Origin of the sequence: Kaustia mangrovi (assembly GCF_015482775.1) — a bacterium.
Lineage (GTDB): Bacteria > Pseudomonadota > Alphaproteobacteria > Rhizobiales > Im1 > Kaustia > Kaustia mangrovi.
On sequence record NZ_CP058214.1, the window covers coordinates 3,516,483 to 3,531,390 of the forward strand.

Below are 14,908 nucleotides of genomic sequence, written 5' to 3' on the forward strand. Positions count from 1 at the left end.
GAAGGAACAAGGCTTTGACCGACGCGCCGCTGATCGAGCTTCGCAATCTTGTGGTCCGGTTCCGCGCCAAGCGGGGGCTCGATAGCGTCATGTCGAAGGGGCCGCGCTTCATCACGGCCGTCGACGATGTGAGCCTGAATATCCCGCGCGGCGAGATCTACGGCCTCGTGGGCGAGTCCGGATCGGGCAAGACCACGCTCGGCAAGACGATCCTGCGGCTGGTCGATCCCACATCGGGGGCGATCCTGCTCGACGGGCGCGATATCGCCGCGCTGCCGGAGGGCGGCCTGCGTCCGATCCGGCGCCGTCTCCAGACGGTGTTCCAGGACCCCCTGTCCTCGCTCAACCCGCGCAAGAGGGTACGCGACGCGCTGGCGACGCCGCTCAGGCTCCACCGCATGGTGCCCGCCGGGCAGGTGGACGCGCGCATCGACGATATCCTCACCCGGGTCGGCCTGTCGCCGGTGTTCCGCGACCGGTTCCCCCACGAGCTCTCCGGCGGCCAGCTCCAGCGCGTGGCCATCGGCCGGGCGCTCACCATGGAGCCGGACTTCCTGGTGGCCGACGAGGCCGTCTCCAAGCTCGACGTGTCGGTGCGCGCGCAGATCCTGAACCTCTTCAAGGACATCCAGGCCGCCTCCGGCATGACCATGCTGTTCATCACCCACGATCTGCATGTCGCGCGCTATCTGTGCACCCGCATCGGCGTGATGTATTTCGGCAAGCTCGTGGAGTCCGGGCCGACGGAGGCGTTGTTCAACGACCCGCGCCACCCCTATACAAAGGCCCTGCTGGCGACCGTCGGCGACGATGACGGCACGGTAGCGGGAACGGCGAGGGCGGACGAGGCGTTCAATCCGACGGAGGACGACCGCACCGGCTGCCGCTTCTACAGGCGTTGCCCGATCCGCACCGATCGCTGTGCGACGCGCCATCCTCCGATGGAGACGGTGGGGACGGGCCACGAGGTCGCCTGCTATGAATGGCAGAGGTTGAGCAAGGCGGCATGATGGCGGACAGCGGGCGCGGCGACCGGACCCTCCAGAGCCAGAAGGTCTATGACCGGCTGCGCCGGGACATCTCCGCGCGGCGCATGTTGCCGGGCGCGGTGCTCAACGAGGCAACCCTGAGCGAGCGCTACGAGGCCAGCCGCACGCCGGTGCGCGAGGCGCTGTTCCGGCTGGAGCAGGAGGGCTTCCTGGAGAAGGTCGGCCGACAGCTCCGGGTCAAGGAATTCACCTTCGCCGACGTGGAGGAGCTCTACCAGCTTCGCGAGGGGCTGGAGAAGATGGCCGCCAGGCTTTGCGTCGAGCGCGCCAGCGAGGCCGATCTCGACGCGCTGGAGAGCCAGCTGGAGGCCTATTCGGCCTACGATCTGGCCAGCCAGTACGATATCTTCAACGAGCACGCCAACCTGTTCCACCGCTCGATTGCACATCTGTGCGGGAACCGGATGATCCGCGATCAGCTTCTGGCGATCTACGACAAGGTTCTGGTGATCAGCGCCCGCTTCTACGAGCGCGGCCATTCCGTGGAGGACGCCCAGCGCGAGCACGCCATGATCCTGCGGGCGCTGCGCGAGCGCGACGTCACGCTCGCGGAGGCCGCGGTCCGGTTCCACATTCAGGGTGTCGTCAGCCTCTACCGGCAGAGCAACGCGCCGGACCCGTTCGAGCACTCCGGAACCCGGACGTGATCTGCGGGTCGGCGGTTCAGTAACCGCGCGCCCTGTCGATAAGGCCCTCCAGCGGCTCTCCGCGCTGGTGGCGGCGGATATTGTCGAGAAGGGCCAGCCCGCCGGCGTCGCCTCCCGCCACGCTCGCGATATGCGGCGTCAACAGGACACCGGGATGGTGCCAGAAGGGATGGCCGGCCGGCAGCGGCTCCTCGGAGAAGACATCGAGGACCGCGCCCTTGATATGGCCGCTGTCGAGCGCGGCGATCAGATCGTCCTCCACGAGATGGCCGCCGCGCCCGACATTGACGATCCCCGCGCCCTCGGGAAGGGCGGCGAAGGTATCCGCGTTCAGGATGCCGCGCGTCTCTGCGGTGAGCGGAAGCAGGCAGACGAGGATGTCGCAGCCTGAGAGGAACGGCTTGAGGCCGTCCGCGCCGGCATGGCAATCGACACCTTCCAGGGTCTTCTGCGTGCGGCTCCAGCCGGAGAGCTGGAAGCCGAGCGTGGCGAGGTGGCCGAGAACCGCCTGGCCGAGCATGCCGAGCCCCATGACCCCGACCCGGCAGGCGCGCGCCGGGACGAGGCGGTGCTGGCGCCATTCGCCGGCCCTTTGCTGGGCGATATAGGCGATGAGATCGCGTTGCAGGGCCAGCACGCTCATGGCGGTGAATTCGACCATGCCGGTCACGAGGCCGGGTTCGATCATGCGCACCAGGGGAACGGTCTCCGGTACGGCGTCGAGATCGATGTGATCGACACCCGCGCCGACGGAGAACACCGCCTTGAGATTGGGAAACTGCGGGATGAAATCGTCCGGCGGAGACCACACGACGAGATAGTCGACACGGGCGGGATCGATATCGTCCGGCCAGATCCGAAAGTCGAGATCGGGCGCATTCCTCGCGAAGAGCTCCTGCCACTCGCGCCCGCGCTGCGTTTCGGCTCTGTAAAGGATCGTCATTGTCGGTCTGCTCCAGGCAATGGGATGTCGGCGGCGGCGTCGGGCCACGGGGGAGGGCGGTCGCGGAGGGCATGTCTCCCCCCTGCGTCCATTGAACGCGATTTTGTAGCGTGTTTGCTGCCACAATATCCAGTGTCGGGAGGCGATTATGCGGACCTGCCGGTTGCTTTGACGCAGATCATGTCGCGGGCGCGGTTACCGCCCTATCGAGAGAGTGCAGATGGAGGAGACGGTCATGGCGAGGACAGCGGTCGTTCCCGTACAGGACAGGGCCGAGACGGCGCCGCATACCGACAGGGACGAGGCCGATCCGCTCGACGCGATGGCCGTCGCCGTCGACCGGGCCGTTCATGCCTGGGCGGCCAATTTCACCGGCGGGCTCGCGCCGACATCGCTGTCGGCGGCATTCTCCGACTGGGCGGTGCATCTCGCCTCCGCGCCCGGCAAGCAGGCCCAGCTCGCCGGCAAGGCGATGAGGAAATGGAGCCGCTTCGGCCAGTATGCCATGCGCTGCGCACTGGCCAGGGACGGTGCGGAGCCCTGCATCGAGCCCCTCGCGCAGGACAAGCGCTTCTCCGCGCCGGACTGGCAGGGCTGGCCGTTCAACATCATTCACCAGTCCTTCCTGCTGCAGCAGCAATGGTGGCACAATGCGACGACGGGCGTGCCCGGCGTGTCGCGCCATCACGCGGACGTGGTCTCCTTCACGATGCGCCAGCTTCTCGACACGGTGTCGCCGGCGAACTTCATGGCGACCAACCCGGAAGTGCTTCGCCGCACGATGGAGACCGGCGGGGAGAACCTCGTGCGCGGCGCGCAGAACGCCGTGGAGGACTGGCAGCGCACGGTAAGCGGAGAGCCGCCGGAGGGCACGGAGAACTTCCAGCCCGGCGAGCATGTCGCGGTCACCCCCGGCAAGGTGGTCTTCCGCAACCGGCTGATCGAGCTCATCCAGTACGAGCCGGCCACCGAGACCGTGCATCCCGAGCCGGTCCTGATCGTCCCGGCCTGGATCATGAAATATTACATTCTCGACCTGTCGCCGGAGAACTCGCTGGTGCGCTATCTCACCGGTCAGGGCTTCACCGTCTTCATGATCTCCTGGCTCAACCCGACCGCGGAAGACCGCGAGCTCGGCATCGACGACTACCGCACCATGGGCGTCGGCGCCGCGCTCGACGCCATCGGCAAGATCGTGCCCGACACACCGGTCCACGCCACCGGCTACTGCCTCGGCGGCACGCTCCTGTCCATCGCGGCGGCGGCCATGGCGCGCGACGGCGACCGCCGGCTGAAGACGGTCTCCCTGTTCGCGGCGCAGTCCGACTTCGAGGAGGCGGGAGAGCTGACGCTCTTCGTCGACGAGAGCCAAATTGGCTTCCTGGAGGACATGATGTGGTTCCAGGGCACGCTCAAATCGGGCCAGATGGCGGGCGCCTTCACGCTCCTGCGCTCCAACGACCTCATCTGGTCGCGCCTCGTCCACAGCTACATGATGGGCGACCGCGCGCCGATGTCGGATCTCATGGCCTGGAACGCGGACGCCACGCGCATGCCGGCGCGCATGCATTCGGAATATCTCCGCCAGCTCTTCCTGAACAACGATCTGGCGGAGGGGCGCTTCGAGGTCGAAGGCCGGCCCGTCGCGCTCACCGACATCCGCGCGCCCGTCTTCGCGGTCGGAACCGAGCACGACCACGTGGCGCCTTGGAAATCGGTCTTCAAGGTGCATCTCCTGACCGACGCGGACGTGACCTTCCTCCTGGCGAGTGGCGGGCACAATGTCGGGATCGTGGCCGCGCCCGGCAATCCCCATGCGAGCTATCGCATGCTCAGGACGCGGGAGAGGGACGGCTATCTCGATCCCGAAAGCTGGCTGGAGCGCGCAAAGGCGCAAAAAGGGTCCTGGTGGCCGGCCTGGGCGAAATGGCTCGCCGGCCATTCCTCGCGCGAGCGTGCTGCTCCGCCGCCGCTCGGCAACCCGAAGGCAGGGCTCGCGCCGATCTGCGACGCGCCGGGAACCTATGTGATGCAGAGATAGGGCGGTTTCCGGCCGGGCTGGCGCCGGGTCCACCAAACGGCAAGAGACGTGATTGGGACCGGAACCCCGGCATCCTGCGGGGCTCCGGTCGGGTTGGCCCGGCTCAAGCCACTTCGCGCGAAATGGCGTCCTGGGCCTCTTCCATGACCTTCGTGGCTTCCGCGCCGTAATCGCTCATCGCGGTTTCCACGAAGTGCGACTGGACGTCGACGGCATCCGACAGCGACTTGCAATGGGCGAGCTGCGAGAACAGCTCGGCCTGCGCCTGCAGGCGCTTTCCGGCAAATCGCAGACCCTCTGCGGTCAGCGTCATCGGCATGTCGATCGCCATCGCCTTCCACAGCCGCGGCAGCGGTCCTGTCGCATCGAAGGTTTCGGTGAAGAACGGGATGCCGGTCTCCGGCTTGCCCGACTCCGTCTTGGGGGTGGCGGCCATTGCTCTCCTCCTTCCGCAATCCGGCCCCATGGCCGAAGCGGCAGGCAAGCAGGTTTCGCAACGCACCGCCTTGATTCAGGTCAAGCCCGGCTTGGCCGGAGGACCTGTCAGAGGATGGTCAGAACTGCCGGCCGATCCGCGCATCGACCGAATGGCGGTTGGCGCCGCGGATCACGAAGAAGAAGAGGATCGCCGCCCACAGGATCGACTTCTCCGCGCCCATATAGCCCTGGCCCTGGGTGATCCAGTGGAACCAGACGGTTACCAGGAGCACGATCATGCCGGCAAACGCCGCCGGGCGGGTGAACAGTCCGGCCGCGATCAGGATGCCGCCGAAGAATTCCGTGCAGGACAGGAGCAGCGACCACAGCTCGCCGGGATGGAAGCCGAGGCTCTCCACCATGCCGGCGGCCCCGAAGGGATCGGTGATCTTGGCCGATCCGTGGACCGCCAGGGCAAGTCCCGCAACGACGCGCAGGAGCGTCTCGGCGAAATCGTGGGCACCGGAATAGAGGCCGCCCATCGCCGGGACGATGAGCTTTCCGGAGGGCCGGGCGTTCTCGTCGGTCATCGTGGTCTCCCCTCTCGCAGTTGCGTGCGATATCGACGGGAAAACCGATGTCCGTCAACCCACAAATCCGTGAGCTGGCTCCTTCAGGCTCAGGCGCTGGCGAGTGTGCGCAGCTCGTATCCGGCCCGTTGCGCCGTATCGGCCACGATCCCGGCAAACCGCGCGCGCCGTTCGGCGAGCATCTGCGCGGCCTTGCTCCCGGGTTCCAGCGACCTTCGCCGCCCGCGATTGACGACGCCGCCATCGTCGTTGCCGTCGTCCGGTTCCCGCTCGATCTCCAGGAAGTCCAGGATCCGGCCGAACTCGGACCTGAAGGTCTCGATCCGGGAGGTGATCACGCGGTCTGGATAGCGCTCCTCCAGGTCGAGATAATAGTCCGTCCCGGCCTTCCAGCGCTTGAGCTGTTTCTGATAGACCGCATCGAGCCGCTCGTCGTCGTCCGTCTCCACGATCTGGGTGAAGCGCTGATAGCCCCAGGTGACGATGGCGCTTTCGGCTGTCTTCATCGGGTCGCGCAGCGTGTGGACGATCTTGGCGCCGGGAAACAGCGCCAGAAGCCGCTCGGGCACGTCGTCATTGAGCCCGTAGCGGATCTCCTTGAACCCCCACCGGGCCTTGCCGGGCGGCAGGCCGATGGAGAACAGCTTCGCGATGGCCAGCCGCTCCACCTGGTCGATATCGGTGGGCCTGAAGCCGTTCAGCCACGCCGCAGGCGTCGCATTGCCGCCAAGTGGCCCGCCCATGATCGCCTCCGGGCTGTTGTCGCCGGCAAAGGACAGGCGATTGAGGTTGGAATCGGCGCGCACGCAGTCGCCCCAGGCGAGCAGTTTCGACAGGATGCCATTATGCTCGCCCCAGATCCAGACATCGTCGGCATTGCAGAGCTGGGACTGCTGGAATGTCGAGGCGCATCGCCCGACACCCAGCAGGAAGATCGGCCGCGCGGCGGACGCGTCGTCTGCGAGGGTGTGGCCATATTCCATTTCGGACCTCCCGGATGCTGAAGAGCGCCTGTCATGCGCTCCAGGTGAGGGGGATCGCCGGTGTTACCCGACAGTCTCGAAGACGCGGACCCGGCGGATCGCCGTCGCGGCGCCCTCGATGTCGCCGTCGTTCTTGCCGGCGAACGGGCCGACGGCATTGCTGAGAAGCATCAGGGCCGGCCGGTGCGCGAAGCTGTTGAGCGCGACGAAGATCTCCTCGTCGTCGAAGAAGAACCTGAACTCGTCCTTGGTCCACAGCATCGCGTAGCGGTGAAAGCTGTCGGCGAGCGGGATGTCGACATGCCGATGGGCCGCCAGCGTGATGCGCTCAGGGTACCAGCGGCGCGCGGTAACCATGAGGGCGTTGGGATATTTCGCCTCCACCACATCGAGCTCGAAGCGCACGCCATCCGCCGTCTTGCGGTCGGCGATCAGCCAGAATGCGTTGTTGACGCCGCCCTCGTCGGCGATGCGCATCTCGCACTCGAAATAGCCGTAACGCTGCCGGAAGGCGCGCGACTGGACCGAACCGCCGGTGAACGGGCGCTTCGGGTCGTCGCGATGGCCGAGCTCAAGGCGCAGCTCGCCATCGGCGACGACGGAATTCTCCGGCAGGCGCAGCGTATTGTGCTGTCCGCCCGCGCGCCGTTCGCGGATCCAGTTACGCTCGAATGTCACGGCATCCGTGAAGTCGTCCATGAAGGAGACGCGCCAGTCCCCGCCGGCTGCCCGAAGCGCGGGCGGCAGGGCGTCCGCCTCGCGGGCGCGCACAAGGCCTGGCGGTCCGAAGGTTGCGAGCGAGGCGAACCCGGCGGCCGTGCCGCGCAGGAACGCGCGGCGGTCCAGGCCGGCCGGGCGTGTCGCGGTCGCAGCAATCTCCGTCATGTGGCGAGCTTTTCCGTCTTGTCCTTGCCGGTCTTGTCCTGCCCGGCGGCCTTGCCCTGGTCGCCAGCCTTGTCCGGCCCGGCCTTCTTCGCCTGCTTCATGTCGCGCAGCGTCGTCTCGAAATGCCAGGCGCGGGTGCGCAACCGCTCGATCTCGCCGGTCATGAAATCGACCTCGGAGCGGAACCAGTCCAGCGTCTGGTCCATTCCCGGGGAAATCTGCACGACATTCGGCGCCGACAGCGGCTTCTCCGGGGGCGGCGCGACCGGTTTCGGCAGCACGTGGTTGAGCTTGTTCTCGGTCAGGAAGCGGTGATACTCAGCGAAATTCAGCCGGTAGACATGCTCCATCTTGGCGAAGTTCGCCGTCGACAGGATCGCCTCCAGATCGATCGGCAGGTAGTCCTCCACCTCGACCACCGGAACCGCGAACAGGGAGGCGAGCTCGCGGATCCGGGAGTCGTAGGTGAAGAACACCGCCGGCAGGCCCTGATGGAGCCCGATGACATTGCCGTGGAGCCGGAAGCCGACCATGACGTCGGCATTCTTGCCGACATCCGCGGCCCACTCGTCGACATCGAGGAAGGCCAGCATGCGATTGGCGATCAGGTCCTCGGCCTCCTTGTGTCCGGCCAGGTTGAAGCGCGCGAGGATCGCATCGACATGGCGCTTCTTCTCCTCGTCGGCGGAGAAGATCGACAGGGTCTCCTCGCGCTCGCCCTGCGAGTAGAGTCGGCTCGAGGGGCGCTTGGCGACCGCGTCGATCAGCGCGCGCTGCATGCGGTTCGTCTTGGTGGCGTTGGTGGCGTATTCCGCGGAGAGATACTTGTTGAGCGTGAGGCCGATGCGGGCCGTGGCCGGGTCGATCTCCTTGATCGCGATCGAGGGGCGCAAGGCGCGGTAGAAGCTCGGGCAGCCGATGACGCGGACATTCTTGATGCCGAGATCGTTGAAGACCTCCGCGCTGTAGAAGCCGCGCACACCGATCGTTTCGCACTTGTCGGCGATGATCTTCCAGGCCTCCACCGTGCCCTTGGGCAGGTTGAGCTTCTTGTAGCGGTCGGCCTGTGCGCCGATGCCGATGGGCACGATGGGGCCCTTGAGCTCCTTCAGGAGCGGGACGACATGGGCGAGGTCGACCGTCTCGGTCAGGTAGTTCGACCCGCGGATCACCGTCGCATCGTAGGGCTCCTTGGGCCAGAGCTTGCGGTCGCCGGCATGGGAGAACTGCAGGTTGCGCACCTCGTCATAGGCGAGCGCCTTGAGGATGGCGTCGTAGACGAGGACGTCGCCCGTATTGATGCCGTTGCGCGCGAAGGCGGCCAGCGGATCGTCGAACTTCAGATAGGCCGACTTGTTGCCCGCCTTGACCGCTGCGCCACCGTTCAGGACGAAGAGTCTCTTCATGAACCTAGGTATCCCCTCAACTCTCTCTGAGCCACAGGTGGCCGGTCGCCAACGAGCTGCAGCGCATCGGACCTTGCCTGCTCGCTGCGGCCGCTCTGTTCGGCGGCCGGCATCCCTTCCTCCCTCGAGGTTGCATCCTCTTGGGGCCTTGTTGTCGCCGAAGGCCGCGCGAAGCGGTTCGGGAACCACGTCTCGAGCTGTTTGGTGAGCGGCTCCACGCTGCGCGCCCAGTTGGCGATGGCGCCACGCTCGGCCGCCATGGCCGACAGGCGGCGAAGCCGGTCCGGATCCTCCGCCAGCGTCGCCAGTGCGGAGACCAGCATGCTCGTGACCGTCCCGTCGTCGGCATCGGGAATGAGCACGCCGTCGACACCGTTTTTGATAAGCTCGTCCACGGCTCCCACGGCGGTGGCGACGGGCACGCATCCAAGCCTCTGGGCTTCGATGATGGTGAGCGGCGCGCCTTCCCAGCGCGACGGCAGGACCACCACATCGGCCCAGGCGAAGGCCTCGCTGAGATGGCGGCTGGCATAGACCGGCGGTTCGACCGTTATGCCGAGTTCCTCGAACCGCGTCTTCCACGAGCCGCCCGCACCGGTATCGATGACGTCGCTTCCCACGATGCGCCAGTCGATGTGCGCCGAACGGCGCTGCAGCGTGCGGGCTGCCGCATAGAGCCGCTCGATGCCCTTCTGCGGGTCGAGGCGGCCGAGGAACAGCACGTTGAGCCGGTCGTTCCCGCGGTCGCGGCGCGCGGTGAGGAGCGCGTCGCGCTCCCCGGCCGATATCCGGTAGCTCGGCGCGTTGCGGATATGGTGGAGCTTCGCCGCGGGCACGCCCATGGCATGGAGCCATTCGGCCATGTCGCGCGAACAGGTGAGGATCGCGTCGTAGATGTGCTCGAAGGCGAGCGACAGGTAGGGATGGCCCGCGGGCCGGCCGAACCCCGATTTGTCGAGCACATGGATGTAGTTGACGATCTTCACGCCGCGCCGCCGCAGGTCGCCCAGGACGGCATTGGCGGGGGCGACGTGATTGTTGACGACCACGTCGAGCCCGGAGAGGAAGCCCATGATCTCCTCCGCGCGCGCCATCTCGTCATGGCCCATGAGCAGCTCGTGGCCCGAAAAGGCGTTGGGCCCGCCCCACAGCGGATAGTCGTCGGCAAGGAAGTTGATCGATTTGAACACCCCCTCATTGTCGGGGATGCGCGCATAGCTCGACTTGCACAGGATGAAGAGATGCGGTTCGCAGCCGGCCTCCTTGAGCGCGCGCGCCACCGCATAGGCGACTTTCTCCACGCCGCCGAAGGAGGCGATGGGCAGGAGGAAGCCGACCTTCACCGGCCCCTCGCCGTCCGACAGGCGCGGCATGATCGGTGCGGCCCCCACCGCGTGGCGCAGGATCTTGTAGTACTGCGTCCGGTTGGGGAGATAGGCGGACCGCCAGATCCAGCGCGGGCATTCGGTGCGGCGATAGCCGGAATCGCGCATCGCGCCGAGCGTGGCGAGAAGTCCGTTGGTGGCCGACAGGATGGCGCCCTGCGTGTCGCGCGCGGAGAATGGACCGGAAATCACGATCTCCGCCACATTCGGCGCGGGCGTCGGGCTGCGCAGCGTGCGCACCCAGTCGTCGGAGGTGTCGTCGACGCAGGCGGTGAGGATGTCCACCGAGCACATCCAGGCGAAGGGTTTCGCCGACAGGGCCTGTCCCTCGCCGGCCTCGCGCACCGCGATGCCGATCTCCGACTTGTTCGTCTCGAAGCGGATGGCGACGAAATTGTGCTTCTCGCACAGCCGCTCGCCGAGCCAGAGAATGTTGTGGATGAGGCCGGACTGGGCGAGCGCGTCGCGATGGGCCGGCGTTATCCAGAGCAGGAACGGCGGAATGCCGAAGGTTTCCGGCTCCGTGCGAGCCGCCCAGAACTGCCGCACGAACTCCTCCAGCCCGCAGGAGCGATGCTCCGCCTCCGGATCGGTGAAGAAGTCCACCATGTAGCTGCCGATGGAGATGCCCGCATAGCGCGGCGCCTCCTCGTGCTCCAGCGCGAGCATCGTCTCCGGGGCGAACAGGCGCTTATGCTTGTCGCGGATATAGCTCAGGATGCCTTCGCGCATGCGGTTGGAATCCCGCAGCATGCTCTCCGCGCGCTGGCGGTATTCGAAGCCGAAGAAGGGGTGGTTGGAGCCCACGAACCCGTTGTCGATGGCCTGCAGCCAGAAGTCCCAGTCCTCGAAGCCCGATTTCATGGTCTCGTCGAAGCGGATTCCCGCATCGAGCAGGCGGCGCGAGACGAGGCTTCCAGCCTCGCAGATATTGTCGAAGGTGAGGTGGAGAAGGCGAGAATATTCGGTCGTGTAGTTGCCGTTCCACTCGATGCCGAACTTGTCGATATTCGGGTAGACCCAGTCGATCCGGTCGTCCTCGGCCATGAACCGGAAGATCTCCCGGATCGCCGTCGGGGTGATCCGGTTGTCGGCGTCGAGGAAATAGACCGCCTCTACCTCGGGGAAGGTGCGCAGGGCGAACTCGATGCCGTAATTGCGCGCCGAACTCAAGCCGCCATTCTGCTTGCGCAGGTAGAAGACATGCGGTTCCGACAGCGCATAAAGCTGGCCGACATGCGCGGTTTCCGGATAGGGGCAGCCATCGTCGACGATGACGACGGCGATGTCGAAGGGGGCATCCTGCGCAAGGGCTGAATCGATCGCCTCGGTGAGCAGGACCGAATGCTTGTAGGCCGGAATCAGGATGGCGACGGTGGGCGAGAGCGTCGCCGGGCTCGCCTCGCCGTCGGAGAGCTCCACGGGCAGGTCGGTATTCAGCGCATGGCCTCGGTCCAGCATGGCGCTCACCCGCTTACCAGGGCCGACAGGTCGCGGAACTTCGCCCAGGCATAGTTGTTGTTGCCCTCCTCGCTCATCCGGGTGGCGAGATAGATGTTCTGCCAAGCGTCGACCTGTTCGGCGACGAAGGCGTTGACCGGGGTCACGTCGCCCGGCGTGACGTGGACCCAGCCCGACATGGCCTCGCCGATGCCGGGCTCGCGCGCCTCGTCCAGCAGCTCCCTGGCCGCGCCGAGGTCGCTGGCGATGGCGATGGCGAAATCGACATCCATCGCGTTGTCGTTGTCGATGCATGCGCTTGCGGTCAGGCGCATGAGCTGCGGCGGGCAGGCGGCCGGAAGCTGCCCGATCGTCATGCCTGTCGCGGGCGGGTGGCAGCCGACCGCGCGCTCGTCGGGCAGGGGCATGATGGCGGGGAAGTCGAAATCGACCTCATCGCTGTTGGAATGGGTCGCGAGCTCCAGGATGCCCTGCGTGACGGGCATCTCGCGGAAGCTCTCCTCCTCGCCGTGATGCGACTGGGCGGGCAGGTAGTTCGCCCAGGAGGGCAGCACGACGCCGGGCAGCCCGCACCAGACCTGCATGGCGATGCTGTTCTTAAGCAGCGGAGCCCGGCTGGCCTTGCTGCGGACCTGGAACATCTCCAGCGGCTGGAGCCCGCCGAGCGAGAGCAGGGGCGGCTCGTCCTCGCCGCCATTGATATGGAGCCTGAGTTCCAGGGTCCGCCGGCGCCCGGCCAGTGTGCGCGAGAGCCCGAGCACGTTCCAGCCGGCCACGAGGTCTGAGACCGGTACGGCCCAGCCATCGACGACCTTCATGTCCTCCAGCGTGACGAGCTGGGCGTAGAGCACCGCGTCGCGCCCGCGCGGCGCCTGCTCGAAATGAATGCCGATGGCGCTGACGCCGGAGCTTGCGACCGGCAGGATCTGGCTGATGCCGTCGGTGGAGGCGTCGGACAGGACGTTCGGCCGGGACGGGTCGCCAACGGGTTCGTTGGAGAAGGCGAGCTCGAAGGGCTGGAGTCCGTGGCGCCCGACAAAGGCCTCGACCGCCGCGAACCGGCTCTGGAGGTCGTCATTGAGCCGGCGGAGCGCGTGAAGCTCGCGATTGGCCATGACGGTGCGGCGCGCCGTGGCGCTGAGCGCGCTTGCGGTGCGTCTGACGAGCAGGGCGGCGACGTCGAACTCCTTGCCTCGATCCCATTCCATGACCGGGGGCCGGTGCTGGGACCCGCGCGCCTGGAGCCATTCGACGAGGTCGTGCACGCCATGCGCCCGAGACTGGTCGGCGAGGACGGCCAGCGGGCACAACGGCGCCTCGCGCGCCTCGAACCGGCCACCATGCTCGTCGATGAAGGAGGCGACGCCGTCGTCGGCGCTTTCGAACCAGAAGACCCGCACCGCTTTCAGGAGAGTGGAGGGTAGTTCCGACCGGTCGACGCCGATGGCGAACAGGACCGGATCCTTCAATAGGGCAATCTCGCCTGGAAGCTCGCTGCGCACCGAAAGGTCGCGCGTGGCCAATGCTGTCATCTAAGTCCCCCGTCGCGGTGCTCGCCGGCCTGGATGAGTTGACGGTATATCCCGCTCATACCAGTAGAATGTGTCACGAAAGCGGAAATATTGAGAAGGCCGCATGAAGAGCGTTGCGAATTTAGTATCACACCGCCGGTTGTTCTTCCGCAATAATAAAAATATTCGCCAGTTTTCGAACTAATAAACTTTGAATATCTGGGCAATTGAGGAGAATTAAAGGAGAAAAGCGCCGCATCGGGGCGGACGGCGCGCCGGGCGCAATGCCCTCTTGCCGAACGGCCGATGCCGGCGCATCCTGATCGCATGACCGTTCTTCTGCCGATCTGGGGTGCGCAATGCCGCAGCCCCGGCACGCCCTATGGCAAGCCCATGGCCTGGTGGCCGCCGCCGCGCGCGGCGTGAACCGCCACTTCCCGCACGACCATTCAGGACCGGAGACATGCCATGACGGCCACCGACCTCGCCGTCGGGCCCGGCGCGCTCGAATTGCGCTGGGCCGACGGAACCACATCGCACTACCCCTATATCTGGCTGCGCGACAACTGCCCGTCCGGGCTTCATCCCGACACGATGGAGCGCTTGCTGGATCTCATGTCCATCGATCCGGAGCCGAAGCCCCGCGCCGCCCGTCTGGAGGAGGGCGCGGCCGTCGTCGAGTGGGCGGGCGAGGGCCATGTGAGCCGCTTCCCGCTGGACTGGCTCCAGGGCCACCGGCCGGGCCGGCCGGTGGAGGATCCCGCCGACATCGCGCCGGAGCTCTGGCGGGGCGGGCTGGGCGCGGAGGGAATTCCGCGCCACCGGGCGGACGACATCCTCGCCGGCGACGGGGCGCTGCTCGCCTGGATGACCGATACGGCCCGGCTCGGCCTGTCGATCGTCGAGGGCGTGGCCGCGACGCCCGAGGCGACCGTCGCCCTTGCGGAACGGATCGGCTTCCTGCGCCGGACCAATTTCGGCACGACCTTCGAGGTCGTGAACCGTCCCGATCCGAACAATCTCGCCTATACGGCAGAGCACCTGCCGCTGCATACCGACCTGCCGAACCAGGAGGTGCCGCCCGGCTACCAGTTCCTTCACTGCATCGCCAACGAGGCGGAGGGCGGCGGTTCGATCTTCGCCGACGGCTTCGCCATCGCGGAAGATCTGCGCGTGGAGGATCCCGACGCCTTCGCCCTCCTGAGCAGCGTGCCGATCCCGTTCCGTTTCCACGATGCCGAGACGGATATCCGCGTGCGCCGTCCCGTCGTCACGCTCGACGACGGTGGCCGCCTCGCCGAGATCCGCTACAACGCCCATATCGCGGCGGCCTTCGACATGCCGGCCGATATCATGGCCGGCTATTACCGGGCCTACCGCGCCTATATGGAGCGTACGCGCCGGCAGGACTATGTCGTGTCGCTGAAGCTCAATGCGGGCGAGATGGTCGTGTTCGACAACCGCCGCATCCTCCATGGCCGCGAGCGGTTCGACCCGAATACCGGCTACCGCCACCTCCATGGCTGCTATGTCGACCGCGGCGAGTTTGCAAGCCGCCTTCGCGTGCTGGCGCGGGCGTGAGCGGGGCGT

Annotated in this window: 12 protein-coding genes; 4 read left to right on the forward strand and 8 right to left on the reverse strand. The window is 66.6% G+C overall.

Annotated features, from left to right (window positions below):
• Window positions 1-14 precede the first annotated feature (14 nt).
• On the forward strand, window positions 15-1,010 hold the full coding sequence (locus HW532_RS16500) for an ABC transporter ATP-binding protein (RefSeq protein WP_246479216.1): 996 nt from the start codon (window positions 15-17) through the stop codon (window positions 1,008-1,010).
• Complete coding sequence (locus HW532_RS16505; protein WP_213161512.1) at window positions 983-1,696, forward strand: GntR family transcriptional regulator; 714 nt, start codon at window positions 983-985, stop codon at window positions 1,694-1,696. The genes HW532_RS16500 and HW532_RS16505 overlap by 28 nt, the downstream gene beginning before the upstream one ends.
• A 16-nt stretch (window positions 1,697-1,712) precedes the next feature.
• Here the strand turns inward: HW532_RS16505 and HW532_RS16510 are convergent, their stop codons facing one another.
• On the reverse strand, window positions 1,713-2,639 hold the full coding sequence (locus HW532_RS16510; protein WP_213161513.1) for a 2-hydroxyacid dehydrogenase: 927 nt from the start codon (window positions 2,637-2,639) through the stop codon (window positions 1,713-1,715).
• Window positions 2,640-2,874: 235 nt separating this feature from the next.
• Here HW532_RS16510 and HW532_RS16515 point away from each other — a divergent pair, with 235 nt between their 5' ends.
• Window positions 2,875-4,680: a PHA/PHB synthase family protein gene (locus tag HW532_RS16515; RefSeq protein ID WP_246479232.1), complete on the forward strand. Its 1,806-nt coding sequence runs from the start codon at window positions 2,875-2,877 to the stop codon at window positions 4,678-4,680.
• A 103-nt stretch (window positions 4,681-4,783) separates the two neighbouring features.
• Here the strand turns inward: HW532_RS16515 and HW532_RS16520 are convergent, their stop codons facing one another.
• The 7 genes from HW532_RS16520 to HW532_RS16550 all read right to left on the reverse strand — a co-directional run bounded on the left by HW532_RS16520 (window position 4,784) and on the right by HW532_RS16550 (window position 13,339).
• Window positions 4,784-5,116, reverse strand: a complete 333-nt coding sequence (locus HW532_RS16520) for a phasin family protein (protein ID WP_213161515.1) — start codon at window positions 5,114-5,116, stop codon at window positions 4,784-4,786.
• A 118-nt stretch (window positions 5,117-5,234) separates the two neighbouring features.
• Window positions 5,235-5,687 carry a DoxX family protein gene (locus tag HW532_RS16525; RefSeq protein WP_213161516.1) on the reverse strand — a complete coding sequence of 151 codons (453 nt, stop codon included), beginning with the start codon at window positions 5,685-5,687 and terminating at the stop codon, window positions 5,235-5,237.
• A gap of 89 nt (window positions 5,688-5,776) precedes the next feature.
• The gene (locus HW532_RS16530) at window positions 5,777-6,670 is read right to left on the reverse strand and encodes a sulfotransferase (protein WP_213161517.1); all 894 of its coding nucleotides are present in this window, start codon (window positions 6,668-6,670) and stop codon (window positions 5,777-5,779) included.
• Between the two features lie 63 nt (window positions 6,671-6,733).
• Window positions 6,734-7,555 carry a glycoside hydrolase family 16 protein gene (locus tag HW532_RS16535; RefSeq protein ID WP_213161518.1) on the reverse strand — a complete coding sequence of 274 codons (822 nt, stop codon included), beginning with the start codon at window positions 7,553-7,555 and terminating at the stop codon, window positions 6,734-6,736.
• Complete coding sequence (locus tag HW532_RS16540; RefSeq protein ID WP_213161519.1) at window positions 7,552-8,961, reverse strand: polysaccharide pyruvyl transferase family protein; 1,410 nt, start codon at window positions 8,959-8,961, stop codon at window positions 7,552-7,554. Before HW532_RS16540 ends, HW532_RS16535 begins: the two co-directional genes overlap by 4 nt.
• Window positions 8,958-11,807: a glycosyltransferase gene (locus tag HW532_RS16545; RefSeq protein WP_213161520.1), complete on the reverse strand. Its 2,850-nt coding sequence runs from the start codon at window positions 11,805-11,807 to the stop codon at window positions 8,958-8,960. Before HW532_RS16545 ends, HW532_RS16540 begins: the two co-directional genes overlap by 4 nt.
• 5 nt (window positions 11,808-11,812) lie before the next feature.
• Window positions 11,813-13,339, reverse strand: a complete 1,527-nt coding sequence (locus HW532_RS16550) for a DUF6212 domain-containing protein (protein ID WP_213161521.1) — start codon at window positions 13,337-13,339, stop codon at window positions 11,813-11,815.
• 447 nt (window positions 13,340-13,786) lie between these two features.
• On the opposite strand from HW532_RS16550, the gene HW532_RS16555 reads away from it, so the two are divergent.
• Complete coding sequence (locus HW532_RS16555) at window positions 13,787-14,899, forward strand: TauD/TfdA family dioxygenase (RefSeq protein ID WP_213161522.1); 1,113 nt, start codon at window positions 13,787-13,789, stop codon at window positions 14,897-14,899.
• The last annotated feature ends 9 nt before the right edge of the window (window positions 14,900-14,908 follow it).

Excerpts from the sequence above, each read along its gene's own strand:
- HW532_RS16505 (WP_213161512.1), top strand. The coding sequence starts at position 983 with ATGGCAGAGGTTGAGCAAGGCGGCATGATGGCGGACAGCGGGCGCGGC.
- HW532_RS16510 (WP_213161513.1), bottom strand. The coding sequence starts at position 2,639 with ATGACGATCCTTTACAGAGCCGAAACGCAGCGCGGGCGCGAGTGGCAG.
- HW532_RS16515 (WP_246479232.1), top strand. The coding sequence starts at position 2,875 with ATGGCGAGGACAGCGGTCGTTCCCGTACAGGACAGGGCCGAGACGGCG.
- HW532_RS16520 (WP_213161515.1), bottom strand. The coding sequence starts at position 5,116 with ATGGCCGCCACCCCCAAGACGGAGTCGGGCAAGCCGGAGACCGGCATC.
- HW532_RS16525 (WP_213161516.1), bottom strand. The coding sequence starts at position 5,687 with ATGACCGACGAGAACGCCCGGCCCTCCGGAAAGCTCATCGTCCCGGCG.
- HW532_RS16530 (WP_213161517.1), bottom strand. The coding sequence starts at position 6,670 with ATGGAATATGGCCACACCCTCGCAGACGACGCGTCCGCCGCGCGGCCG.
- HW532_RS16535 (WP_213161518.1), bottom strand. The coding sequence starts at position 7,555 with ATGACGGAGATTGCTGCGACCGCGACACGCCCGGCCGGCCTGGACCGC.
- HW532_RS16540 (WP_213161519.1), bottom strand. The coding sequence starts at position 8,961 with ATGAAGAGACTCTTCGTCCTGAACGGTGGCGCAGCGGTCAAGGCGGGC.
- HW532_RS16545 (WP_213161520.1), bottom strand. The coding sequence starts at position 11,807 with ATGCTGGACCGAGGCCATGCGCTGAATACCGACCTGCCCGTGGAGCTC.
- HW532_RS16550 (WP_213161521.1), bottom strand. The coding sequence starts at position 13,339 with ATGACAGCATTGGCCACGCGCGACCTTTCGGTGCGCAGCGAGCTTCCA.
- HW532_RS16555 (WP_213161522.1), top strand. The coding sequence starts at position 13,787 with ATGACGGCCACCGACCTCGCCGTCGGGCCCGGCGCGCTCGAATTGCGC.